Source organism: Geodermatophilus obscurus DSM 43160 (assembly GCF_000025345.1).
Classification (GTDB): domain Bacteria; phylum Actinomycetota; class Actinomycetes; order Mycobacteriales; family Geodermatophilaceae; genus Geodermatophilus; species Geodermatophilus obscurus.
The window spans coordinates 777,792-804,019 of the sequence record NC_013757.1 but is presented as its reverse complement, the minus strand read 5'-3'; the positions used below and the strand labels follow the sequence as shown (position 1 = coordinate 804,019).

The window sequence follows — 26,228 nt, the reverse complement described above, 5'->3', positions numbered from 1 at the left end:
CGCGACTGCGCTGCTCCGACGCCGCGTCGTCAAGGAGCGCTTGAGCCCTCCACGCACGACCGCCGGAGTGGGCACTCGCCACAGGCCGGTGTTCCTGTTGTGCACAGGCTTGTCGCCAGCTCGATCAGCCCGAGGTGGGCCTCCCGCGCTGAGTCCGCGCCGCCGATCAGCCGCGCCACCGCGATCCGGCCGTCGGTCAGACGGTTCTGGCGGTCGAGGATCTGCTCGTCTCCGAAGAACCGGCGGGCGAGGCGCAGCAGACCTCGGCCGGCGATCACTGGTTCCTCGCCATCGCCTGACGCCGACGGCACCACCAGCAGCGCCAGGTCGAGGACCGTCCGTGGCACGCTCGCCGCTGTTTCGGCGTGGTGCCCGGGCCTGTCGGCCGCTGGCGCCTCCTCCGCACCTTCATCCGGTCCCAGGTCGGCGCCGGAGGAGGCATCGTCGGCAGGTGACGACGCAAGCTGCGCAGGCTGGGTCTCCCCCTCACTGACCATGCGGGCGGCGGTCCGCAGCAGTCGGTCCACCCGGTCGTCACGCCCGACCCACGCCGCGACCTCGCGCAGTTCCTCGGCGCCGGCGAGCGCGGCCTCAGGCGTCGCCCAACTGCTGAGGCTCGGCCACACCAGCTGCGCGGACAGCGTCGGTAGCCGGTCGAGCAGCGTCTCCGCGACCACGACCTGCCAGGTGGTCCGCGCCTTAAGCCACGGCATGGCCAGCCGCTCCCGCTCCGCGAACCACATCGCGAGGGTTCTGCCAATCTGCCGGCTGCTGCTCGGTGTCACGACGGGCTTCGCCAGCTGCACAGCGAGGCACTCGCCCAACTGCTTGGCTAGGAGCGGCGGCACCGCATTGCCGATCTGCCGGAATGCCGCACTGGGCGGACCCGCGAAGCGGAACCAGTCAGGGAACGACTGGAGCCGCGCGGCCTCCCGGATCGTGATCGTCCGCCCCTGCCGCGGGTGGATGTACCAGTAGCCGTCCTTCGCGATGTGCGCGGTGATCGTGCGCGAGAAGTGGTTCTCGTCGAGTCGCTTGTACTTGTCGTGGAAGATGTCGGTGCGGTACCGCTGGGCGCTCTCCGGCAGTTCCGAGTACCGGGTCTCATGGTCCATGTGCTCGAACGCGATCGCGTCGTCCTCGCGGACAGGCCGGGTGATGTGGTCATACAGCCGAGCGGACTCGGCGCCGAGGATCCCCTGTCGCATCAGCCGCTGGTACTCCGTGACCGGGCCGGCGTAGTCCGCCCAGCCGTCCGCTCCGCCGGCTGGCCGCCACCCGCCCTCGACCTCGGGTAGGTCTCCGATCGCATTCCAGACGTTCACGGTCTGCTCAGCGACGGCAGGCCACTCGAAGACGTGCCCGTTGCGCAGCGCGACGATGATCAACCGCTGCCGGAACTGCGGAATGCCGTACGCACGGCAGTCCAGCACCCGTCCCTCGACGCTGTACCCGAGCTGTTCGAGCTCCTCGACGATCGACCGGAAGATGAACATCTCCCGGTCCAGCGCCATGTCGGGGACGTTCTCCATGATCACAGCCTTGGGCTCGGCGAGCCGCACCACCTCCAGGTAGCTGCGCCACAGGTCGCGCCGCTGGTCATGCGGGTCCCTCAGGCCCCGCCTGACCCGGTCCCTGATCTTCGACCGGCCGGCCTTGCTGAACGGCTGACACGGCGGGCCACCCGCCAGCAGCTCAACCCCGACCGCACGCAACGTCGCCGCGACGCGTTCGACGGCGTCGGCGTCGGCGAGGTCCCAGTCAACGGACATGCCACCGAAGTGGTGTGCGTGCGTCTCCACCGCCTCCGGGTCGTGATCGGCGGAGAATACGACCCGGAAGCCGGCCTGCTCCAACCCGAGGCTCATACCGCCCGCACCGCTGAAGAGGTCCGCCGCCAGACGCACGCCTGGATCCCGCCGCCGCAGGGCCGCCACCCAGTCCACGAGCTCGCGCTCGTTGGCGCAGTGTTCAGCGTGCGGTTCAAGGCGGACGAACGGCCCTCGGATCAGCTTGACACCGTAGTTGCGCGTCGGCGTGCTCACAGAACCTCCACGGACCGGCAGCCTAGAGAGCGCGCCTGACATCCCGGAGTTCCGCCCGAGGCGGCGCGCCGCACCCCTCGGTACCAAGACCGGGCGGCGCCCGCGGTTACCTTCTTCTGCAAGGAATCCCATGACCGGAAGGAACCGCGGCGAAGTGCCGTCGCAAGTGAAGGGCCACCAGCCGCTGGGAAACAACTACCGGGTCCTACGCCCCGACCCCGCAGGCACCATCGAGTCGCTTGCGGCGCTCGGATACAGCCCTGAGGCGGCCATCGCCGACCTCCTCGACAACAGCATCGCCGCCGCTGCAAAGAACATCCACATCACCTGCCACTGGGCCGGCTCCCGGGACTCCTGGGTCGCTGTCTGCGACGACGGCAACGGCATGTCCGAACCCGACCTGCTACGGGGCCTCACCGTCGGTGGCCGCGGAGCGGACGCGCGTGCCGACAGCGATCTTGGTCGGTTCGGGATGGGGCTCAAGACCGCATCGTTCTCCCAGGCCCGCATCCTCGTCGTCGCGTCCCGGCCTGATAGAGGCGCATGGAACATCGGCACCTGGGACACCGAGCACGTCAAAGCCGTCAGCGACTGGGAACTACTGAACGGCGCTCCGCCGGAAGCCACCGACATCATCGGCCGGCTGCAGGACGAGCACGACGCAGCGGGCACGATCGTGCTCTGGCTCGGGCTCAGGCACCTGGCACCCGCCGGTGCAGACCCGAGCGACGAGTTCGCTCAGCGGGAGTTCTACGCCGGCGTCAACCGCGTGCAGGAGCACCTAGGGATGGTGTTCCACCGCTACCTGTCGGGCCGCGGTCGGATCTCCATCACCCTCAACGGGGGACCAGTGCCCGGCTGGGACCCCTTCCTCACCCGGCGCAGGTTCGTCGAGGAGCTCCCCCCAGACCCGTCGCCCTCGGGCCTGGCTGTGCAGGGATTCGTGCTCCCGCACCGCGTACGGCTCACCGACGAGGAGTACCTCGCCGCCGGCGGCCCCCGCGGCTGGCTGGAACAGCAGGGCTTCTACGTGTACCGCAAGGACCGGCTCATCGTCGCCGGCGACTGGCTCCTGCCGGAGTTCCGCAAGGACGAGAGGCACGTCCTTGCCCGGATTGCTGTCGAGCTGCCCGCCGAGCACGACCTGGCATGGTCTCTCGACGTCAAGAAGTCCTCGGCGGTGCCTCCCGCCAGCGCAGTCAGGCAGCTCCGGCGCGTCGGCAAGGCGACACGCACCAGGGCCGGGTCGGTCATGAACCATCGCGGCAAGGTCGTCCGGGACCGGCAGACGGTGTCCGAGGATTTCACGTGGCAGGCGGTGAGGCAGTTCGGCCGCACCAGGTTCGTCGTCAACCGCCAGCACCCGTTGATCAGGCACCTCGCCGACGCGCACCCCCAGATCCGCCGTGACCTCGGAGCGATCTTCAGCATGATCGAGTCCGCGCTCCCCGTCGGCCTCATCCGCACAACCGCCGACACCGGCGACCAGTCCGCCGCCGACCCCGAGGGCGCTGTGCCGGACGACGTCATCGACCTCGCGCGGCGAATGCTCGAGGTCCTGCTCAACCGGGGGGAGACGGCGTCCGTGGCGCTCGCCCGGGTCACGCGCATGCCGCCGTTCGACGAGCACCCGGGCCTCGCCGAGCTGCTCTCGGGCAGTACCGATCCCCGCACCGATGGAGACGACTCATGAGCGCCGACGACTTCGCCAGAGCCCTGCGGGTCGTGATGAACCTGCTCCCCGATCACGGCGTCACCGAACAGCTCATCCGCGAGTACGCCGACGACGCCGTCGTCCTTCTGCGCAAGCGTGGCGGAGACCCGCCCGACCTCGACGAACTCGTACGCCACGTCGAGTCCCTCGTGGTCATCCGCCAGGACCCCGCGTCGTCGCTCGTCGACAACAAGGGCCACGTCGAGTGGCTCCGTGACCGCCGCGCCGAGGCCGCCTGGGACTTTTGGGACCGCTACCGGCAGTACCTCGAAGACGTCCAGTTCCAGCCGCGCCAGGTCGTCCTGCGCCTGGACGAGGTCACCGACTCCATCCTGGGCAAGCTCGAGGACCCGACCCGTGAGGGGCCGTGGGACCGCCGCGGCCTCGTCGTCGGTCAGGTGCAGTCGGGTAAGACCAGCAACTACACCGGCCTGACCTGCAAGGCCGCCGACGCCGGCTACAAGCTCATCGTGGTGCTGGCCGGGATCCACAACAGTCTGCGGAGCCAGACGCAGCTGCGCCTCGACGAGGGCTTCCTCGGCTCCGACAGCCAGCACATGACCCGCGGCGACGACAGCCAGCGCGCGATCGGTGCAGGTGCGCTGGCCGGGTTCGCCCGGCTCAAGGCCGGCACGCTCACGACCAGTGCGGACAACGGGGACTTCCGCGTCGCACAGGCACGCAAGCTCGGCCTGCCCGTCGGCGACTACCCCGTCCTACTCGTCGTGAAGAAGCACGCGAAGATCATCAAGTACATCCACGACTGGGTCACGAGCATGCACGCCGACCCGGACCCCGCGACGGGCCGTTCGGTCGTCCGCGACGTCCCGCTGCTGGTCATCGATGACGAGGCCGACAACGCCTCCATCGACACGAACAAGGAAGAGGCAGGCACCCCGACCGCGATCAACCGCGAGATCCGGCGGCTGCTCCATGCGTTCGACAAGTCTGCGTACGTCGGGTACACGGCCACGCCGTATGCCAACATCTACGCCGACCCGTACGAGGACCACGACGACTTCGGCGAGGACATCTTCCCCCGCAGCTTCATCGAGAGCCTGCAGGCACCCAGCAACTACTTCGGACCGCAACGTGTGTTCGGGCTCACTGAGGACGGCCGCGGCCCCATCCCCATCCACACCGCGATCGACGACTTCGAGGAGTGGATGCCGGTCGGGCACAAGAAGGACTGGGAGCCACAGGAGGAGGACCTCCCCGCCAGCCTGCGCAACGCCATGCTCGACTTCCTGCTCACCTGCGCCGCCCGGCGGGCCCGCGGCCAGGTCGCCGTCCACAACTCGATGCTGATCCACGTCACCCGCTTCCAGGACGTCCAAGAGCAAGTCACCGAACAGGTCCGGAACGCGCTGCTCTTCGTGAAGGACCGGATCCGGCATGGCGACGGCGGGTCCGGCACGAGCATCCTCGACGAGCTCGAGGAGCGCTGGAGGGCCACCTACGAACCAGCGACTGCGTGGTTCAAGGCCGCGGATGACAGCGTCGTCGAAGTCGGTTGGGATGCCGTCCGCACCGAGCTGCTGCCCGCTGTCGAACGGATACAGATCCGGACGATGAACGGGAACTCGCGTGACGCACTCGACTACTACGAGCACCGGGCCACTGGACTGTCCGTCATCGCGATCGGCGGCGACAAGCTCTCCCGCGGCCTGACCCTCGAGGGGCTCAGTGTCAGCTACTACCTACGGGCGTCGCGCATGTACGACACGCTCATGCAGATGGGCCGCTGGTTCGGCTACCGGCCCGGCTACGAGGACCTCTGCCGGCTTTACACCACGTCGGAGCTCCGGGCCTGGTACCGCGAGATCACACTCGCCTCCGACGAGCTCAGGCAGGAGCTGGAGGAGATGGCGGCCCACGGTGCGACCCCGATCGAGTACGGCCTGCGCGTGCGCACGTCACCGGCCGGCCTGAGCGTCACGGCCGCCAACAAGTCGCGGCGAGGGTCGAAGGTCCGGCTCTCCTTCAGCGGCGGCAACCCCGAGACGGTCCTGTTCGACGTACGGCCGCGCGTCCTCGACGCCAACCTCGACGCGCTCGACGGCCTTGTCAGGTCACTGCGCGCTAACCGGCAGGCAGCGACGAGCCAGGAGAAGGGCAACCACCTTTGGACGGGTGAGGGCGTCAACGACGCCGTTGTCGCCTTCCTCGAGGCCTACCGTTCCGACCCGATGGCCTGGCGGGTCCGCCCCGACCTCATCGCGCAGTACGTGCGCAGGTGCAGCTCGGTGCGGGAACTGTCCAACATGACTGTTGCGCTGATCTCGAACCAGGCGAATGAGGCCCGCGCGGACATCGCAGGCATCGACATCGGCCTGACGACCCGCAGCCTGATGTCCGACGGCGAAGACGGCAAGCGCCAGCACGAGCTGAGGACGGACCACCGGTACGCGATCCGCCGCATCCTGAGCCCGCCGGACGAGACCCTCGACATGACGGAGGCGCAGACGGCGGCGGCGCTGGCCGCGACGATCGCCGACTACCACCGCAACCCCGGCCGTCGGAAGGCCGTGCCGACCGACCCGAGCGGGCCGGAGCTGCGCCGGATGCGCACCCCCGACCGGGCGCTGATGCTGATCTACGTCCTGGACAACGCGCAGCATGCGGAGCTGGTGAGCCGACCCATGGTCGGCTTCTTCCTCAGCTTCCCGCACTCCAGGCACGACGTCGCCGCCGAGTACCTCGTGAACCCCGTGTGGCAACAGCTCCAGGCTCAGGGCGTCGCTGACGACGAGGACGAGGAGTGACGGTCGCCGGCGTATGGGCGGAGCTCGAAAACGAGCCCGGGGATCGCGGTCTCGCGCTCCGACGCCTCCACCCGGAGGGCCACCACGACCTGCACGTCGCTTTCAACCTCGAGTCACGGCGCCGCCAGTTCATGTTTGGCCGTCCCTGGCGGCCCGTCGACGTGCTGCCGCAGTTCCCCGTGACGCAGGCCATCGCATGTCGCAACCGGCTTGCGACCGGCGGGCGGAGGATGGACATCGTCATCGAGCTCGTCGACCCCGCACTCAGCGACGTGTTCACACCGCTGGTGGAGGACCTCGCCGGACGGATCGTGGCGACACGGGACGCCAACGCCGCGACCGCCGAGCTTGCGTCCGGACTCGCCCGCTGGCAGGACCTGTTCGAGCAGCTCGGGCGCGACGGCCTCTCCGCTCTGACCCGCCGCGGCCTCGCCGGAGAGCTGCTCGTCCTGCGGACCGATGTGCTTCCGCATGTCGCGCCCGGAGCCGCGATCGACGCGTGGACGGGCCCGTGCAAGGCGAACCAGGACTTCCAGCGGCCAGCCGTCGCGATCGAGGTAAAAGTCACGACCGGACAGAACCCCCAGGGATTCATCGTCGCGAATGAACGGGAGCTCGACACCACCGGGGCCGGCACCCTCGTCGTGGCACACCTGTCGCTCGACGAGCGCTTGGGCGGAACGGGCGGCAGCATCAACGATCTGGTCGACGACCTGCGTCAGCGACTTGCCGGGCACCCCGTCGCCCTCGCCGCGTTCAACGCGAAGCTGGCGCGGGTCGGCTACCTCGACATACACCGCGACAGATACTCCGAGCCCCACTACGAGGTCCGCACGCTCAGGCACCTGCACGTCCGCGACGACTTCCCGCGCATCACCGAGAAGGAACTGCGGGAAGGCGTCGGAGCCGTCAGATACACCGTCTCCCTCGCTGCCTGCGAGGGGTACGGGATGGACGCCTCCGCGGTCCACGAGCTCATCGCACAGGAGGACGCGTGACGGAGATAGGGCTCAGGGACTTCTCGCGCGACCTCGTGCAGGACGTACTCGCGACCGCCGAGGCAACGGACACAACGCTGCCGGACGCCTTCACCCAGCGGATGATCGAGCACCTCACCGAAGCCGGCGAGCTCGACGACGGTCTGGTCTGCTACCACCGCGCCCGCGGGGTCGAGGTCAGCGGGTACGCCGTGTCCGACGACGAGACACGCATCGACGTCTTCGTCACGCACTTCCGGCACGACGTCGACAACCCGACGCTGCCACTGTCGGAGCTCGAGACGCTCATGAAGCGACTCCGGGCGTTCATCGACAAGTGCCGCGACGGGTACCGGACCGACGTCGACGACGCATCCCCGGTGTTCGACATGGTCCAGGATCTCGAACGCGCCCTGAAGGCGGCGACGACGGTCCGGCTTCTGCTGTTCACCAACGCGACAGCGCGGGTCCTGAAGGTCACGCCGGCGACCGTCGACGGGATCGAGTACGTCTACCGGGTCTGGGACATCGCCCGTCTCCACCGGCTCCTCACGTCAGGAACATTCCACGAACCCATCGTCGTGGACTTCGTCGACCGGTTCGGCGCACCGCTCCCGTGTCTGAGCACGCCAGCCACCGACCGGGACTACTCCGTCCTGCTGACCATCGTGCCGGGCAACGTGCTCGCGAACCTGTACGACGAGTACGGGACCCGGCTGCTCGAGCTCAACGTCCGGAGCTTCCTGCAGACGAAAGGTGCGGTGAACCGCGGGATCCGCGAGAGCCTGCTGAAGACCCCGGAACGGTTTCTCGCCTACAACAACGGGATCTCCGCGACCGCCAGCCACGTCGACCTCGTCCGCGGCGCCGACGGGGCGACCGGCATCGGAAAGTTGCACGGCCTGCAAATCGTGAACGGCGGGCAGACCACCGCGTCCATCCACTCCGCCGTGCAGAAGGACGGCGCAGACGTCACCGACGTGCTCGTCCAAGCGAAGGTCACCGTCGTCTCGCCGGACCGGCTCAACGAGATCGTCCCCGCGATCAGCCGGTACTCCAACACGCAGAACAAGGTGACGACAGCGGACTTCTCCTCCAACGACGCTCTGCACGTCGACATGGAGAAGTTGTCGCGCGCCGTGTGGGCGCCGAGCGCCACCGGCGACGGCCAGGACACCCACTGGTTCTATGAACGCGCCCGTGGCCAGTACGCCGACGAGCTCGCCAGGCAGCGGACGCCGGCGAGAATCAAGGCCTGGAAGCTCAGCAACCCGACGAAGCAGAAGTTCACCAAGACCGACCTCGCCAAGTACATCGCGAGCTGGGACCAACTGCCGCACATCGTGAGCCGCGGCGCGGAGAAGAACTTCCGCGAGTTCATGATCCGGCTCGCGACCAACGGCCGGCCCGCCGTCGACGAGACCTACTTCCGGCGCACGATCGCGAAGGCCATCCTGTTCAAGGAGACCGAGCGGCTCGTGTCCGCCAAAGGCTTCGGCGGGTACCGGGCGAACATCGTCACGTTCACGATCGCCATGCTCGTCAACGCGACGAGCCAGCGGATCGATCTGGATGGAATCTGGCGGACACAGTCCCTCACGCCCGCTCTAGAGGCCGCGATCTCGCAACTGTGCGAACCGGTCCAGCGATCGATCACCAACCCCCCGCGCGCCGCCAACATCGGCGAGTGGTGCAAGCGGCCGGAATCCTGGACCCGCGTCGAGGCGCTGCCCTGGACGGTCCCCACCGCCCTCGCCGCCGAGCTGCTCGACCTGCGGGCAAGCCGGCGCCAGGGAGCGGCGCTCCCGGAAACCGCCGCGCCCACCGATCCCGCCGTCGCCGCCGCGGCTGCGGTCCCGGCGCAGACGTGGTTCGAAACCGCGCACTGGGCGAAGGAGACAGGAAGCCTGCAGCCGTGGCAGCGAGGATTGGCCTTCAGCCTCGGGCAGCGGTGCGAACGCAAGACAGCCCCGACACAGAAGCAGGCCGTCCAAGGCATCGCACTGCTCAAAGAGGCGTTGAGGCTCGGCTTTCGCCCGGCAATCCCCGTGGAGAACCTCCCCGATGCCTGACAGCGCGAGCTTCCCGGCATGGGGCGAACCCGGCACCCCGGTCCTGCCGGCTGCCGTCCGGGAGCGCGCGGCGGACACGGGGCTGCATAGACCGCTGCTGGAATCCCTCGGGATAAACCCAGCCGCCAGCGCCGACGCTGTGTTCACGCACCCTCTTGTTGAGCCGGTAGACCAAGTCCTGTTCGGTGCGGCCGTCCGGGGTCTGCTCAACCGTGGCCTGGGAGCGTCGGCCGCCATGGGCCGGGCCGGTGAGCTACTGCGTCTCGTCGACCCCGACGACTTCGAAGCCCTCGTCCCGCAGATCGGATGGCGGCTGCGTACCTCCAACGCCGTCCGCCGAGCGTGCACCAGCCAGTCGATGTCGGTCCACGAGCTGCTGATGATTTCTACCGTCTCCGAGCTCCTCGACCTGCCCGGCCTAGGCGTCCTCACCCTATTCGACCTGCTCGTGGGCGTCGAGATCGTGCTGGCACAGGTCGTGGGCGCCGAAGGTTCCTTGGCACTGGTCGGGTCACAGGAGCCCGGACCGGGACAGCAGGAAGCGGCACACCGCGCTCCCCCGCGGGCGTGGGGCGAGCAAGGCTCGCCTGTGCTGCCGGCCGTACTGACCGAATGGTCGTCGACCGCTCGTAGTCAGACCGACGCACTGCTCGCGGCACTGGGCCTTCCCGAAGCCACGCCAGCCTGCGCGAAGTTTGACCACCCTGTCGACGAACCGTTTCAGGCCGCCCGGCTCGGCGCGGCACTGTGGGATCTCGTCGCGTCGGGGGTCGGCTCCCAACCGGCCATGGGCAGCGCCGCGCCCGTCCTTCAGGCGCTGGACCCCGCGACGTTCTCCCGCGCCATTGAGCCGCTACTCCGCACGAGGACACGGAACGTGATCCGCCGGGAGTTCGGCGCGCGCGGCCTCCTAGAGTTTCTCCTCACGGCGACCGTCGACGACGTCCTGTCGCTTAGGCACTTCGGCGTCGTGAGCTTTCTCGACCTGCTCGTCGCCGCCGAGGCAGCAGTCACTGTCGCGGCCTCACCCAACGAGTCACCCGGCTCCTCCGGCGCTCAGCCCCTGCAGCTGCCCGATCGGCCGCCATGGGAGGACGCGGTCACTGCGGACGACCCGCGCTTTCGGCCTCTCCTGGGCCGCGCGGCCAGCCTCGGCGACCTCTTCGAGGACGCGGGACCGCCCGACTTGACTCGGCTGCGTCGGACGGTCGAGGACGCCGAACACATCCTCCATTGGCTGAAGGGGTTCACCCTCGAAGAGGAGGCGGAGAGTGTCCTCCGGGCGGCGTTAGGAAAGAGCGCCGACAAGTGGCTGGAGGCGCTCGGGTCCCGCTACGGCTTGGCAGGCGCTGACCCGCAGACCCTCGACGAGGTCGGCCGGACCCTGGGGGTCACTCGTGAACGCGTGCGGCAGGTCCAGTCCAAGGCCCAGGCGCACCTTCCATCGGCGCCCGTGCACGCGCCCGCCGTCGACCAGGCGCTTGAGCTGCTCGATTGGGCGCTCCCGTGCAGCGCAGAGGATCTGACGGCCGCTCTCGCCGCCGCCGGCCTGACGTCGCTCCCCTGCTGGACGGCTGACGCGTTCCGGGCCGCCGTCGGCCTGACGGGCAGAACCGTCGACATCGGCGAGCGCGACGGCCTCCTCGGACGGGCCGATCAGCTTCGAGCAGCGGCCATGGTGACAGGAGCGGCCCGGGCGGTGTCGAACGCGCACGGCATCGCATCGGTGGCCTCCGTCACGCGCCGTCTCGCGCGTGGGACGGACGAGCCGGTGCCGCACGACACCGTTGAAGCAACCCTGCGCGTCGACGCGTCTGTGCACTGGATCGACGAGCACTCGTTCTGGACCGACCACCCGGCCGGCAGGAACCGCCTCGTCAACACGAGTCTGCGCATCCTCGCCGTGATCAGCCCCCAGTCGCTGGACGACCTGCTTGAAGGCATCGAGCGGGACTTCGCGTTCCGTGCCGCGGATCCCCAGTACGCCGATCTAGCCGCGCCCGCGCCGGCCCAGCTCGCCGCGTTCTACGCCAGCCACCCGGCCTTCCGCCCGCTCCCGGACGGGCGCATCGAGACGACCGACCCCATCGACGTCGACTCGCTGGGTGAGGAGAAGCAGGCGCTGGTCGCCGTCCTTCGCGGGCAGCCGCACCAGGCGATGGACCGGCTCAGCCTGCTCGCCGCCTGCGACGAGATCGGAATGAAGCGCGCCACCGTGACGGTATGGACCACGTACGCGGAATGCCTCAAGCGGTTCGGGCACAACGTCTGGGGTCTGCGCGGCGCCGACGTGCCCGCCGAGGTGGTCGCAGAGCTGCAGGAGCAGGCCCGCGCTGCCCGGCGGGCGGTCGATCGGACGAAGATCATCGGCGTGACCCCGTCCGGGCGGCCGTGGACGGCGCGGCGGATCACACCGTCGTTTCTGTACTCCGGCGTCATGGCGTTCGACTGGGGCAAAGACGCTCTGGCGCACCGCACGCTCGCTGCCGTGGACATAGACGACGGCCAACCGGCCGGCTCCCTGCGGTTCGCAGACAACTTCAACTGGGGCTACAACGTATTCCTCAACCGTCACAACGCACAGGTGGGCGACGTCCTCCGCGTCCTCGCCGACCCGGACAACGACATCTGCTACCTCGAGATCGGCGGCGACGAGCTGCTCGGCGAGCCGTTCGACGCATGATCCGGTGCCCAGGGGCGGGGACCTAGTGCGCTTCAGCGCGGACAGGATCAACATCGCGACCGTTGATGGGCGACTCTCAGCTGTACGTCCCACGCACGAGACGTAGCCGACGACACACGGAATGGCGGGCGCCCAAGCCTGCGACGAACACCGCCAGCAGCGCCATGAGCGGGTGTCCGTCATCGGACCGGCTCGTACGAGGGCTGCTCCGCCGCGCGTGACGTCGCAGGGCCTGCATGAGCTGCCGGTCGAGCTACCGATGGACGTGTTCGGCCAGCGCCACGAAGGCGCGGTTGCGGAGCTGCTCGAGCGGGCAGTGGCCAATAACCTCCTCAGCCGCGTCGCAGCAGCGCTCACCGTCTCCATCCTCGGCCCAGGCCAGCCATCCCTGGTCGCCGTCCAAGTCCAAGGCCAGGACGACGTACGCGCCGTCGGCAGGGAACTGCACCCCGAAGTAGCCGCCAGCCAAGGAGACGACCTTGCCGTCGGTTGCGGCGGCGCCTCTATCGATCTCGCGCAAGTAGTCGGCGTAGTTCATGCGCGACCCAGCATAATCCTCATCAGCGCAGGCCCGCCTGACTTCGGCCCGTGTTCATGTGCGGCGAGCCATTGATGAACTACTGGATCACTGGCACAGCATCGCCGGCATCGACAGGCGACTCTGGCGAACTTCAGCCGGGGTGCGAGGTGGCCGCCGGGGTTCGAGAAGCGTCTTGGGCAGACGACCGGTTAGCCGACCCAAGTCGACCGCCGGCATCCGCGTGCTTGGAGTACCCGGCTGGGCAATCGAGCTGCTGCGTCGCCATCGGCGTCGTACTGGACTCACGATTTGCAGTAAGTTCTGGCGAGCGAACCGCTATCAGCGGCTCGGTCCGGTATCAGGCCCCGCTCGAGGGGCGTCTCATCACCGTGCCGACCAGGCTCCACGGCCGAAGCGACCGCCGCGCCGCCCCCCAGGTCGGACGGCCCCATACCCCCCGCCTGATGGCCCCGCCCGCCGGGCATCCCTCGACCGCAAGCGCGAAAGCTGCGACAAGCGCAACAGGTCAGCGGCACGCCCCCCTACGCCACGGCCGAAGCGAATGCTGCGCGTAGGATTCGGAGGTCACTGCAGGGATGGAGGAGCCGTGCCGGACGATGCACGCAGTACGGGCGCGCTAAGACCTCGAGCGCGCCTACTGCACACCATTGGCACGGAGCTAATCAGCAGCGAGCGCGTCGCGGTAATGGAACTCGTCAAGAATGCGTATGACGCAGACGCTGACCGAGTGGTGGTCCGCCTTATAGGCCCACTTCGCGAGGGAACAGGCTGCCTGCAAGTGCTGGACGACGGCCACGGGATGACGGCCGATACCGTGCGAGGCACTTGGCTCGAAGTTGCTACACCTCACCGTGCCCGCCAGCGCCGTTCAGAGCGGCGAGGGCGCCGTGTCCTCGGGGAGAAGGGCATCGGACGATTCGCAGCAGCACGCCTCGCAGACCATATGTTGCTCGTTAGTCGCCGCGCAGGAGAAGACGTCGAGGTAGCGCTCGAGCTTGACTGGAACGACTTTCGAGACCCCGACAAGTACTTGGACGAAATCCGTGTCGGCTGGTGGTCTAGGCGACCGCAAGCCATTTCTACCGCAGGCCACGCCGCGAACATCTGGTCTGCCGCGGGCGAGGTACCTTCAGATCACGGCACCTTGATCGAGCTGTCGCAGCTGACGAGCACGTGGACCCAGCAGGACGCCTACGACCTCAGGCGCGACCTTTCTCGTCTCGTTTCCATGCGCGTACCCGGCACCCATCAGGACTTCGCTATCGCTTTAGTCCTTGAAGAAGCTCCCGCAGAGTGGGGTGAGCTTACGGGCCCCGTCACCTCGCCCGCGGAGCTGGAGCGCGCACCTTACAAGCTAATCGCGACAGTGGACTCGGCCGGCATCGCGGACATCCTCGTTACTGTCGCTGAAGTCGAGCATGCGGTGAAGCGGGACCTTGGCGCAGCAGCGCCCGCATGGTTTCCCTCGGGGGGCTCAATCCCCTGCGGCCCCTTCTCGATGGAGGTGCGTGTCTGGGATCGAGACAGAGAGGCGATGACACGACAGGCAGGCACCGATTTGACGCCGAGGGAGTTCGGTCGGCTACTTGACGACGCAAGCGGCGTCAGCGTGTACCGAGATGGCTTTAGAGTCCTACCCTTCGGAGAGCCCGGTGATGACTGGCTCGGCCTGGACAAGCGGCGCATCAATAATCCCAGTTTGCGGGTTAGCAACAATCAAGTCGTTGGGGAAGTCTTTATCACACATGAAGAGAACCCCGGCTTGCGCGACCAGACCAATAGGGAGGGGTTGATTGAAGGGCCTGCCTATGATGCGCTGGTCGGCGCCGTTGTTGATGTCATAAATGAGCTGGAACAGCGTCGCTTCGCTTTCCGGCGGTCGCAGACAAAACCGGACCCGGAGAAGCAGGGGACACGCCTCTTCGAGGACCTTCGGATAACCGACCTCGCAGCAGCCGTCAGAGAGCGGCATGGGGAGGACTCCGAGCTCCTGGCACTGGTCGCTAGACGTGAAAGCCAGATCGACGAGAATATCTCCAAGGTCAAAGAGGTATTGGCCCGGTACACTCGCCTCGCGACCCTCGGCCGCCTAGTGGACGACGTCATACATCAGGGCCAGCATGCCGTTGGTCTGATCCGCAACAGGATCCGAACCGTGGATCGCGCCCTGACTCAACCTTCGACCCAAGAGCGAGATGCGAACCTTGGCGTGGCAGTGCGTTCCATCTCCACACAAGCAGACGCACTCGCCACGATCTTCAGACGCATTGCACCGTTCGGTGGACGGCGACGCGGTCGCCCCAAGGAGCTAGTTCTCGAAGAAGCGATTCGGGAAAGTTTAAGCGTCCTCGAACATCGAGCTCAAAAGGTCGGCGCCACCATCACCGTTGAGGGTCCCGGAAGTAGGGTCACTATTGATCCCGTAGAGATCCAAGACGTGGTCGTCAACCTTGTAGACAACGCCCTCTACTGGGTAGCCCAGGCTCCAAAGGAGCGGAGAGCAGTACGCGTCACGGTATTTAAGCCGCAGGAGGGGCAAGTCGCGATCACTGTCAGCGACACTGGACCCGGAGTGCCCGAAGCGCTCCGTGACCTCATCTTTGAACCGTACTTCACTACAAAGCCCGAGGGAACCGGGCTAGGCCTCGCCATCGTGGGGGAACTTCTCCAGGATTACTACGACGGCGACCTAGCCCTCCTCGACAGCGAGCTCGGAGGAGCCACATTCCGCGCGACGTTTCGGAGGCGGGCGTGACCCAAGCGTCGTCCACCGAAGGCGAGGCCGATACCACCTCCTCGGAGCATGAATTGGGGCAGGTCGAGCTACCTGCACCTGTTCCACCGTGGATTGTTCTTGTCGTCGACGATGACCCGGAATATCTGAGCGACACGGTCTCCGAGATCCGGTCGCGAGTCCGCGCACCAGACGGCAATCCGCCTGAGGTCGTGCCCGTTGCGTCCTTTTCAGAGGGCATGAACCTGCTCTCAGCCGGCACCGTCGACGTCGTAGTGCTAGACGTCCGCGAGGAGGACCCCGCGGGCAACGGCGTTCTTGACGAGGACCGCGGCGTGCGTGTCTTCGAGCGGCTGAAAGGGTTGCGCTTCCTCCCGGTCGTGTTCTTCACTGCCGTGGAAGGACGGGTTGAGGATCAGCAAGAGCCACCCCTCGTCCAAGTCGTCAGCAAGGCTGAGGGCAGTCAGGCCGCCGCCGACGCCGTGGCCACGGCTTTCGCTAGCGGCGCACCAACCGCGGTACGAGCTCTCGGCGATCACGTTCGTGAGGTGATGCGCCAGTACCTCTGGGACCACGTCGGGCCAAAATGGAAATCGTACGGCGACGCGCCGCGGGATCAACTTGCCAACCTGCTGGTGGGGCGCCTTGCCAAGTCCCTTGAGCACGGTGTTACAACGGATCTCCGCGGCGCTCTAGGCGACGCCTTCCCTAAGCACAGTCGGTGGCACCCCAGCCAGATGTATGTCTTGCCGCCACTAACGGCTGAACATACGACCGGAGATCTCGTCCAAGGCACCGACGGAACTTGGTCCGTCCTCCTGACACCGGCCTGCGACCTAGTCGTCCGCAAGGACGGGGCGGCGAAAGCTGAACGCCTCCTGCTAGCAACAGCGCGCCCCCTCTTTGATATGCCCCTGTTCATGGAGTGGCAAGATGCGGATCGCGCTGCCCGCGCCGTGGATAGGGAGGTAGCACCAAGGGGCGGGTTCAGCGCTGAGCGCAGTACCGAGCGGAAGCGGGTGCAGGCCCTGGCAAAGAGCCTGCTGGCGCAATGCCGGGATATCCTGAGGGGGTCGAACGACCGATACTTTCACTTGCCCGCCTTCTTGGAGATTCCGGATTTACTGGTCGACCTTCAGTACATCGAGGCGCCGCCGTTTGAACGACTGTCGACGCTCAAGGTGGTTGCATCCCTCAATCCTCCGTATGCCCAGGCGCTTCTCAACCGATTCGTCCGGTATGTAGGACGCGTCGGCCTAGATGACCCTGATGTCGATTGGCTGTTGGACGGCTTCCGTAGGCAGGCAGATGCCGCAACCTCGGAGGACCAGGCAGAAGGCGGTCAAGGGGTATAAGTTCGACCTGCCCAGACCCGTGAATAACGCAAGCTGCAGGGGAGCAGCGCTCCGGGTGCTGGGCCGGGTGTCTTATTTGGTCAGACGATCAGGCGAGGGGGGAAGCGCAGTCCTCGGGTCAGGGTGGGATAGACGAGGAACTACAAGCGCACGAGTACCTGTCGCCGGCCCAGGACCGAGGGGCTGGCGCTTCGCTGCGGGCCGCATGAAGTTGAGCCCTCTCCCGGTGCATAGCCGACAGGAGCCCGGATGGCCCTCTACGAGGACTTTAGACCCACTCGTTCAACGGCAGCAATCAGGGGCACCTGAGGACCCCGCCCATACATTTACGGGCTCGCCCGCACCAAGTAGTCGCGGCGTCGCCAGACACCCGACACGTTCTCATCAGTAGGTGCAGCGACCAAGATCGCGGGCCGTCACACCTCATGCACTGTGGGGTCGGAGGCCGCGTCGTCAAGCCGGCAGTCGGCGCCCGAGAGTAGGGCTGCTGACCTCCGCTACAGGTCCGGCGGCCTTCCGCCAAGTGGCTCCCCCGCCGGAGGGACGCCCGAGCTGTTCTGCGATGGGGATCAACGCAAGCGGCCCCGAGGATCGCCTGGCCGGGTCGTTGTCTCTGCCGAGAGAGCGGGGAGCTCCTCCGAGCCTCGCTCGCCGCATCACGAGAAGCTGCGCGTGGCGGCGGTGCGTCGCGGCGAACCCGAGGTGAGCCCACTCGACAGACGAGGTCGCCGAACAGGAGGTCCACGCAAGGGATACCGGAGGTCGCGTTCCTAACGTCCGCGGCCGTGATGTCGCTGCACAAGCTGACCGCGGGTGACGGGTACACGTACCTGACGCGGCAGGTGGCGGCAATGGATGCCACCGAGCGGGGCCTGGCCGGTCTAGGGGACTACTACTCCCAGCGGGGTGAATCCCCCGGCGTCTGGGCTGGCGGTGGCCTGGCCGGCCTGAGCGGGGTGTCTACCGGGCAGCCGGTCGCCGAGGCGCAGATGCAGGCGCTGTTCGGCAGGGGGCGCCATCCCGACGCCGGGCGCTTGGAGGCCCAGGCCCGGGCCGCCGGGCGGACGGCGGAGCAGGCGCGGGCCGCGGGAGCCCTCGGCCTGCCGTTCCTGGTCTACCCCGCGCCTGCCGACGGCCTCCGCGCTCGCTGCGCGCAGGAGTTCGCCGCGATCAACGCCGCACGTGGACGTCCGCGCGATGCGTCTCTGCCCGAGCCGGAGCGGGCCCGCATCCGTGGCGAGGTTGCGCGCGGGATGTTCACCGAGGCCTACGGCCGACCGCCGGCCGACGCCCGCGAGCTGTCGGGGTTCCTCGCCCGGGCCTCCCGGCTGGCGACCCGCGCGGTGGCCGGCTACGACCTGACCTTCTCCCCGGTGAAGTCGGTCTCGGCGCTGTGGGCGCTGGCGCCGCGGGAGGTGGCCGAGCGGGTCGAGACCGCCCACGCCGCCGCGGTCGCCGACACCCTGGCCTGGCTGGAAAAGCATGCCTGCTTCACCCGGCTGGGCGCCGGCGGGGCGCGGCAGGTGGAGACCACCGGGCTGATCGCGGCGGTGTTCACCCACCGCGACTCGCGCGCTGGGGATCCGGATCTGCACACCCACGTGGCGGTGAGCAACAAGGTGCAGACCGACGACGGGCGGTGGCGAGCCGTGGACGGACGGGTGCTGTACAAGGCCAACGTCGCCGCCTCGGAGCACTACAACACCCGGCTGGAGGCCCACCTGGTCGCGGGGCTGGGAGTGCACTTCGCCGAGCGCCCGGGCCGGGAGCCGGGCAAGCGGACGGTCCGCGAGGTCGTCGGTGTCGACTCCGGGTTGCTCACCACCTGGTCCTCGCGGCGGCAGGCGATCGACGTCCGTCGCGGGCAGCTGGCGGCTGGCTTCCAGGCCGAGCACGGCCGGCCGCCGACGACGAGTGAGGCGATCGCGCTCGCCCAGCAGGCCACGTTGGAGACGCGGGAGGCCAAGCACGAGCCGCGCTCGCTGGCCGAGCAGCGGGCGGCCTGGCGGAAGCAGGCCCTGGGCGTCCTCGGGAGCCCGTCGGACCTGGCCGCCATGCTCGACCGCGTACTGGGCCGGGCTCCGGCGCCGCGCCCGTCCGGTGTCCCCGAAGTCTGGGTCCGATCGGCTGCGGCCACGGTGCTGGCGACGGTGAGCGGGCAACGGGCGAGCTGGCAGTTCTGGCACGTGTGCGCCGAGGCCGAGCGATTGGTGCGCGCCGCCGGCCTGGCCCCCGGCGACGTCGACCGCGCGGTGTCCCGGGTGACCGAGACGGCGCTGTCCCCCGCGCTGTCCGTTCCGCTGGGGGCACCGGATGCGGTGGTCGAGCCACCGGAGCTGCGCCGCTCGGACGGCGCCAGCGTCTACACCGTCGCCGGCGCCCAGCGCTACACCAGCCGGGCGGTGCTGGACGCCGAGGCTCTGCTGGTCACGGCCGCCGGGCGCACGGATGGGCGCCGCGCGGACCCGGCCGTCGTCGAGCTGGCGCTGCTGGAGGCCACCGCTAACGGCACCGAGCTCAACCCCGGGCAGGCGCAGCTGGTCCGCGATCTGGCTGGCAGCGGCGCCCGGGTGCAGTTGGCTGTTGCTCCGGCCGGGGCCGGGAAGACCACCGCGCTGGCGACCCTGGCCCGAGCCTGGACCGCCGGTGGCGGGACGGTGCTCGGGCTGGCCCCCTCCGCGGTCGCGGCCGCCGTGCTGCGCTCTGCCCTGGCTGGCCGCTGCGACACCCTGGCCAAGCTGAGCTGGTCCCTTGACGCAGGCACACCGCCCGACTGGGTGGCCGGCATCGGGCCGGGCACGCTGGTCGTCGTCGACGAGGCCGGCATGGCCGGCACCGTGGAGCTGGCCCGTGCCGTGGAGCACATCCTGAGGCGCGGCGGCAGCGTCCGACTGGTCGGCGATCCGCAGCAGCTGACCGCGGTGGCCGCCGGGGGGGTGCTGGGCGAGATCGCCGCCACGCACGGCGCGGTGACGCTCACCCAGCTGGTGCGCTTCGCCGAACCGGCCGAGGCTGCGGCCACCGTCGCCCTCCGCGATGGTGACACCACCGGGCTGGGCTTCTACCTCGACGTCGGCCGGGTGCACGTCGGGGATCTAGTCACCTGCGCCGAGCAGGCCTATGCCGCGTGGGCCGCCGACCGCGCCGCCGGCAAGGACGCACTGCTGCTGGCGGCCACCCGCGAGGTCGTGGCGCGGCTGAACGAGCGGGCCCGTGCTGACCGGCTGGTCCACTCCCCCGGCCCACCGGGCCCCGAGGTCGTCCTGGCCGACGGCACCCGGGCCGGCGCGGGCGATGCCGTGATCACTCGCCGCAACGACCGGACCCTGCCGCTGGGCGCCAGCGACTGGGTGAAGAACGGCGACCGCTTCACCGTGCACGCCGTCGGTGGCGACGGCGCCCTCGCCGTCGTCCACACCGGCACCAAGCGACGACTCACCCTGCCGGCAGCCTACGTCGGCGAGCACGTGCGGCTGGGCTACGCGGCTACCGTGCACGGCGCCCAGGGCGTCACCGCCGACACCTGCCACACCGTGCTGACCGGGGCCGAGAGCCGGCAACTGCTCTACGTCGCGCTCTCCCGCGGCCGCAGCGCCAACCACCTCTACCTCTCCACCGTCGGGGACGGCGATCCGCACAGCATCATCACCCCCGCCGCCGTGCACCCGCCGACCGCGACCGACCTGCTGGTGGCCATGCTGGCCCGCGACGACGCTCAGGCCTCGGCCACCGGCGCCCGCCGGGCACTGGCCGACCCGGCCGGGCAGCTGCGCACCGCCGCCGTCCGGTACGCCGACGCGCTGCGCTTCGCCGCCGAGCACCGCCTCGGACCGGAAGTTGCAGAAGAACTGGAGGGCGCCGCCGAGTACCTCCGGCCCGGGCTGACCGCCGCGCCGGCCTGGCCGACCCTGCGCGGGCACCTGGCGCTGCTGGCCCTCTCCGACACCGACCCCGTCGCCGCGCTGACCACTGCCGCCGGGATGCGGGAACTGGACAGCGCCGCCGACCCCACCGCCGTCCTGGACTGGCGGCTGCCCGCCACCGGCCCGCCCGGTCCGCTGCCATGGTTGCCCGCCGTCCCCGCTGCGCTGGCCGAGGATCCGCACTGGGGCCCCTACCTGGCCGCCCGCGCCGCTCTCCTCACCGACTGCGCAGCCCGGGTCGCCGCCACGGCCGCGACCATGACACCGGCCACCGCACCCGGCTGGGCCCGCTCCCTGCTGGCCGACGACCGAGCCTCCCTGCGCGCGGACCTCGCCGTCTGGCGCGCCGCCACGGACATCCCGGCCGACGACCGGCGACCCACTGGACCGCCGCGGTTTCCGACCGCCGAACGGAGCCACCAAGCCCAGCTCGACCAGGCCCTCGCCGTCACCCCCACCGCGGGCCGGTCGGTGTGGGCGGCCCTGGCCGACAGCCTCGACCCCCGTATCCGCCGCGACACCCACTGGCCGGCCCTGGCCGAGCAACTCACCGCAGCCGACCGGGCCGGCCTGGACGCCGCCGGTCTGTTCGCCGCCGTCGCCGCCCAGCGGCCACTGCCCGACGACCTGCCCGCTGCCGCCCTGTGGTGGCGGCTCGCACCCCACCTGGCCCCCGTGACCGTGCCTCCCATTGGCCCTGCCGCCGGAGCGTTGCGCCCGGAGTGGTGCGCCGTCCTCTTCGGGCTCCTGCCCGCCGAGCGGACTCAGCCCATGCTCGGCGCCCCGGCCTGGCCGGCGCTGGTCGCTGCGGTCACCACCGGCATCCGCGCCGGTTGGGCCCCCGCCGACCTGCTCGGCGCCGCCATCGCCGGCCTGCCTGCGACGGTGACTGCCGACCCGGCCGGCGACGAGGTCGCCGAGGCCCTGGTGTTCCGTGTCGCCGCACTAACCGACCCCGCACCGATCGACGTCCTCGAGCCGCTGCCGGCCGACCTGCAGCCACCCGACGACGCGCACCTGTTGCCGCCCGTGGACGCCTCCACGACCGCCACCGTCCACCCGGCGGGCGTGCTGTCCGGCGACGAGGACGTGCCATTCGACCCCGACTACGACACCCTTCCCCTGGCAGCCGCGCCGCGGTTCTCCACCCCGAACCCGATTACCTCCACCGGCGCAGTCGATGCCGGCGACGACGCGGACTACCTGCTCGAGCAGCACTTCTGGGCCACCGCCGCCGTCCCTCGCGACCGGCTGATCGCGCTCAACACTCAGGCCGCCGCATTCTTCACCGACCGCTACGTCACCTCGTGGGCACCGGGCTACCTGCGCGAGCGGCTGGGTACCGACCTCACCGCCGATCCGCGGTTCAGCCCCGGCTACGCCCCCGCCGGCTGGACCGCGCTCGTCGACCACCTGCGCGGCCTCGGCGCGACCGAGGACGAGCTCCTCGCTGCCGGCTTGGCTCAGTGCGCCCGCACCGGAGCGCTGATCGATCGGTTCCGGGACCGGCTCACCTTCCCCATCCACGACCTCCAGGGCACCGTCGTCGGCTTCATCGCCCGCCGCAATCCCACCGCACCCCACGACGGACCCGCTGGGCCCAAGTACCTCAACACCCCGGGTACCGACCTGTACCGGAAAGGCGAGCACCTGTTCGGCCTCCACGAGGCCCGAGCCGCCCTGACCGCAGATGCCACCCCAGCCCTCGTCGAGGGACCGCTGGACGCCCTCGCCCTCGCCCTGGCCGGTGCCGGGCAGACCGTCGGCGTCGCCACCCTCGGCACCGCCCTCACCGACCGGCAAGCCGACCTGCTCCGCCCCTACATCCGCGGCGGCGACGGGCCCGGCATTCTCGTGGCCACCGACAACGACCCACCCGGACGACAAGCAGCCGAGCGCATCTACTGGCAGCTCACCACCCGCGGCGACGACCCGCGACGACTCGCCCTCCCCGACGGGCTGGACCCGGCCGACCTCCTCCACCGCGACGGCCCCACCGCGCTGCGGACGGCCGTCGACACCTCGAGCAGCCTCGCCGACAGCCTGCTCGACGCACGACTCACCCCGGCTGCGCACGACCGGAGCCCCTCGGACATCCACACTGCGCTGCGCGACGCGGCCGCCGTCATCGTCGCTCTACCGCCGGGCCGGTGGCTGGCCCACATCGACCGGGTCACCGAAGTCCTCGGCGTGCCGCCCGGCACCGTCCACAGGGCCGTGCTCGACACCGAACCGATCACTGCAGCGCCTCGCGGGGCCACGACTGGCCCCCAACGGACGTCCCGGTTGACGCCCCCATCCGAGGATCGTCATCGGACGGGTCTTACGGGACGGCCATCGCATGGCACACGACCTGACCTGCACCATTCCCGTTAGGGGTTCGCCTTGCGGTGCGGAGGAGCCCGCTGAGTAGGCACGGGGCGAAGGAGTATCAGGAGGGCTGGGTCGGTCTCATCATGAAAGCCGGTGCTATTGGCGCGGCGGAGGTGGGCCCGTGTGGCTGTTCGTCAGCTACTCGCGCAAGGACGAGACTGCGGTTCAGGAGCTGGTCTCAGACCTCGAACGGGCTCACCTGTCGGTGTGGCACGACCAGGAGCTCCGGGGTGGCGACCCCTGGTGGCAGGACATCCTGCGCCGGATCCGTCAGTGCGACGTGTTCCTGTTCCTCCTATCCCACAGGTCCCTGGCCTCCAAGGTGTGCCTGGCCGAGTTGTCCTACGCACGAGCGCTGGGTCTGCCGATCGTGCCGGTGCAGGTCGGCCCCGTGGGCAACCTCCGGGTCACCCCGGTCGCCGACATGAAGGTGGTCGACTACCAGGAGCGGACGCTGGCCCACGCGGTGGAGCTGCTCAACGCCATCCAGCAGGCCGCGAGCGAGCGAGGTCGGCTGCCCGAGCCCCTGCCGGAGCCACCCTCGGTCCCGTTCGAGTACCTGCTCCGGCTCGGGACGGCTATCCGAGCGGAGCAGCTGACACCCGACCAGCAGGGGGACTTCATCCGTCAACTGCGCGAGGTCCTGGAGACGGAGGACGACGAAGGGGTCAGGGACGACGCCCGCGAGCTGTTGCGTGCCCTCCGCAGGAGACAGGACATCACTCACCGCAACGCCCAGGCGGTCGACCGGCTGCTCGCCGATTCGACGGCCCGCGAAACCCCTGTGCGGCTGTTCGTCAGCTACTCCCGGCAGGACGAGGTCGCGGTCCGGGACCTCGTCGTGTACCTGGATCGGGCGAGCCTCTCGGTGTGGGCGGACCGGGACCTCCAGGGTGGAGACCGGTGGTGGCAGGAAGTCCTGCAGCAGATCCGGGAGTGCGACGTCTTCCTGTTTGTCCTGTCCGACCACTCCCTGGCCTCGAAGCCCTGTGTGGCCGAGCTGTCCTATGCGCGGGCCCTGGGCCTGCCGATCCTCCCGGTGCTTATCGGCGACATAAAGGATCTCCACCTCACACCTGTCGCCGATGTACGGATCGCGGACTACCGGCACCGCACGCTGGCCGAAGGCATGGCACTCCTCGACGCTATCCGGGACGCGGCGCAGGACCGCCGCCCGTTGCCCGACCCCCTGCCGAAGCCTCCCACGGTCCCGTTCGCGTACCTGCTCCGCCTGGGCTCGGCGATCGGCGCGGCACATCTGACGCTGGATCAGCAGGCGGAGTTCATCGGCCAGTTGCGCGAGGCCCTGGAGACCGAAGACGACGAGAACCTCAGGGAGACTGCACGCGAGTTTCTGCTAGCACTGAGAAGCAAACCCTATCTGGCGCGCCGCAACTTTGATGCGGTTGACCGGCTGCTAGAAGAGCTCGACGCCTCCGTAAGCTCGCCAAAATACGTAGGCGCACCCGCCCGGGACTACGGGAAAGCGTTCCTCTGTCACTCATCCGGGGATAAGGAGCGAGTTCGCGACTTGTATCTCCGATTGAGGGGTGACGGAGTTCCATGTTGGTTCGACGAGGAGGAGTTGCTGCCCGGACAGGACTGGGAGAGCGAAATCAGGAAGGCTATCCGCACCTGCCAGTATGTACTCGCCTGCCTGTCGCAGGCCTCAATCACCAAGACGGGCTATGTGCAAAAGGAGCTCAAGTACGCCCTGGATGTTGCCGACGAGCAGCCCCCAAACTCGATCTTCCTGATTCCAGTTCGCCTTGAGCCCTGCGAAGTACCCGATCGACTCAAAAAGTTTCACTGGGCCGATCTCTATAACCCTAACGGCTATCAGCGGCTACTGAAATCACTGGCTTTCAACCAGGATACGTCCGTGGCTACGCCAAGCGGTGAGTGGTCGGTCCAATAGTTCGTGTCCTGATAACCATTGTTGCATCGGCTGCGGCCAACGCCTCCCTGACTCACTCTCATAGGCATGTCTCAGCGTGCTCCCATGTACCTCACAGGGCCGGGCCTCACGACGCCAGTAGCTCCCCTCCGAGCAGCGTCGACCAGGCTGGTGGGTCGTGGCTCCATGTGAAGCCGGTCTTAAGCACGGACACGATCCCGGCCACCGCAGCGCGATCATCGATCGCTCCGCGCCCTGGATGGCGATGACGACGACCCGGCCGCGCCAGTAGCGGAGCGACCCGCTCCACAGCACCTCGGGCACGAACTCCTCAGTCACCCAGACCGGCTTGCTCGCATCAGCGACGACTTACGGCAGCCAAGCCGCTGTCATCCGAAAGCGATCTTCAAGAGTGGAAGGGAGCCGCGCTCCGGCCGAACGCGGCAACTTCCTGCTCAAGACGACGTTCAAGGCGCTGCGCCGGGTCAGCCTCTGCCCCTGGCGTATCGGCGCGATTACCGCCGCAGCCCTCGTCCTACTCCACCACGTGCACGGCCGCACCACATGATCACCGGGCAGCGAAGCCGTTACTGGGAATGGCTCAATGACGTCATCTGCAAGATGACGTCAGCGCCGTCCTCAGGCCCTGCTTGGTGTGGGCAAGGTCTGCGCCGCTCAAGCGATGCAGGACGCGGCGTCGTTCGGGAGGTTCCCCCAACTAAGCCGGCTCACCCTCACCGATAGGCTCGAGCGACGTCTCAATACTTGCTATGTCCCAGCCCCCAGCCGTGAAGGTCACGTAAATCGGCTTCTCATTGCGAACTAGATCAATGACGCGCGGGTAGTCCTCCGCCAGGTAGTGGCAAGAAATATAGCCAGCCGGGGGGCCAACACTGTCGGAGCTGGGCATTGTCGTAGCGCTACGATGAAAATATGCTGCACCGATAAGACTACCGTCGTCTCTTCGCATACCTATGATTGCTCTATACGCGTAGTTCGACGCATTCATACCACCGCCGTAGTAGGCAACGTCATACTTCTTGATTTCTTCTGTTGGCATGGGCGCGCTCCCTCGAGATTTCGGCACCAGGACTGCGAAAAATGCTAGGTACTTTGGACGCTCGCTAACCTGGGTAGAAGTGTGCCAGG

At 68.6% G+C, this 26,228-nt stretch carries 11 protein-coding genes and 2 pseudogenes; 10 read left to right on the top strand and 3 right to left on the bottom strand.

All coding sequences use genetic code 11. The annotated features are described in order from the left end of the window. Positions 1–29 precede the first annotated feature (29 nt). Positions 30–2,045 carry a DNA cytosine methyltransferase gene (locus tag GOBS_RS03750; protein ID WP_012946966.1) on the bottom strand — a complete coding sequence of 672 codons (2,016 nt, stop codon included), beginning with the start codon at positions 2,043–2,045 and terminating at the stop codon, positions 30–32. Here GOBS_RS03750 and GOBS_RS03745 point away from each other — a divergent pair. The 5 genes from GOBS_RS03745 to GOBS_RS03725 are packed head-to-tail and all read left to right on the top strand — an operon-like array spanning position 2,026 to position 12,256. Next, a complete protein-coding gene (locus tag GOBS_RS03745) occupies positions 2,026–3,738 on the top strand; it encodes an ATP-binding protein (RefSeq protein ID WP_166487283.1) in 1,713 nt (570 codons plus the stop codon). The genes GOBS_RS03750 and GOBS_RS03745 overlap by 20 nt on opposite strands. Then, positions 3,735–6,524: a Z1 domain-containing protein gene (locus tag GOBS_RS03740; RefSeq protein ID WP_012946964.1), complete on the top strand. Its 2,790-nt coding sequence runs from the start codon at positions 3,735–3,737 to the stop codon at positions 6,522–6,524. Before GOBS_RS03745 ends, GOBS_RS03740 begins: the two co-directional genes overlap by 4 nt. Beyond that, positions 6,521–7,522 carry a PD-(D/E)XK motif protein gene (locus tag GOBS_RS03735; protein WP_012946963.1) on the top strand — a complete coding sequence of 334 codons (1,002 nt, stop codon included), beginning with the start codon at positions 6,521–6,523 and terminating at the stop codon, positions 7,520–7,522. Before GOBS_RS03740 ends, GOBS_RS03735 begins: the two co-directional genes overlap by 4 nt. Then, positions 7,519–9,573, top strand: coding sequence for an AIPR family protein (locus GOBS_RS03730; protein WP_012946962.1), 2,055 nt, complete (start codon positions 7,519–7,521; stop codon positions 9,571–9,573). Before GOBS_RS03735 ends, GOBS_RS03730 begins: the two co-directional genes overlap by 4 nt. After that, on the top strand, positions 9,566–12,256 hold the full coding sequence (locus tag GOBS_RS03725) for a sigma factor-like helix-turn-helix DNA-binding protein (protein WP_012946961.1): 2,691 nt from the start codon (positions 9,566–9,568) through the stop codon (positions 12,254–12,256). Before GOBS_RS03730 ends, GOBS_RS03725 begins: the two co-directional genes overlap by 8 nt. Before the next feature lie 253 nt (positions 12,257–12,509). Here the strand turns inward: GOBS_RS03725 and GOBS_RS03720 are convergent, their stop codons facing one another. Then, positions 12,510–12,794, bottom strand: a complete 285-nt coding sequence (locus GOBS_RS03720; RefSeq protein WP_012946960.1) for a hypothetical protein — start codon at positions 12,792–12,794, stop codon at positions 12,510–12,512. A gap of 688 nt (positions 12,795–13,482) precedes the next feature. Between GOBS_RS03720 and GOBS_RS25970 the strand changes: the two genes are divergently transcribed. From GOBS_RS25970 to GOBS_RS03700, 4 genes are all read left to right on the top strand, one after another. Then, a complete protein-coding gene (locus GOBS_RS25970; protein WP_166487282.1) occupies positions 13,483–15,552 on the top strand; it encodes an ATP-binding protein in 2,070 nt (689 codons plus the stop codon). Next, positions 15,549–16,886, top strand: a complete 1,338-nt coding sequence (locus tag GOBS_RS03710; RefSeq protein WP_012946958.1) for a hypothetical protein — start codon at positions 15,549–15,551, stop codon at positions 16,884–16,886. Before GOBS_RS25970 ends, GOBS_RS03710 begins: the two co-directional genes overlap by 4 nt. A 788-nt stretch (positions 16,887–17,674) precedes the next feature. After that, positions 17,675–23,185, top strand: coding sequence for a MobF family relaxase (gene mobF / locus GOBS_RS03705; RefSeq protein WP_012946957.1), 5,511 nt, complete (start codon positions 17,675–17,677; stop codon positions 23,183–23,185). 118 nt (positions 23,186–23,303) lie between these two features. Beyond that, entirely contained in the window at positions 23,304–25,100 is a 1,797-nt protein-coding gene (locus GOBS_RS03700; protein WP_012946956.1) for a toll/interleukin-1 receptor domain-containing protein, read from the top strand. 145 nt (positions 25,101–25,245) lie between these two features. Here GOBS_RS03700 and GOBS_RS28480 read toward each other — a convergent pair. Then, positions 25,246–25,418 (bottom strand): annotated as a pseudogene (locus GOBS_RS28480) (transposase); the annotation flags it as partial. A gap of 82 nt (positions 25,419–25,500) precedes the next feature. On the opposite strand from GOBS_RS28480, the pseudogene GOBS_RS27070 reads away from it, so the two are divergent. Beyond that, a pseudogene (locus GOBS_RS27070) lies at positions 25,501–25,647 on the top strand (IS5/IS1182 family transposase); the annotation flags it as partial. Positions 25,648–26,228: the final 581 nt, after the last annotated feature.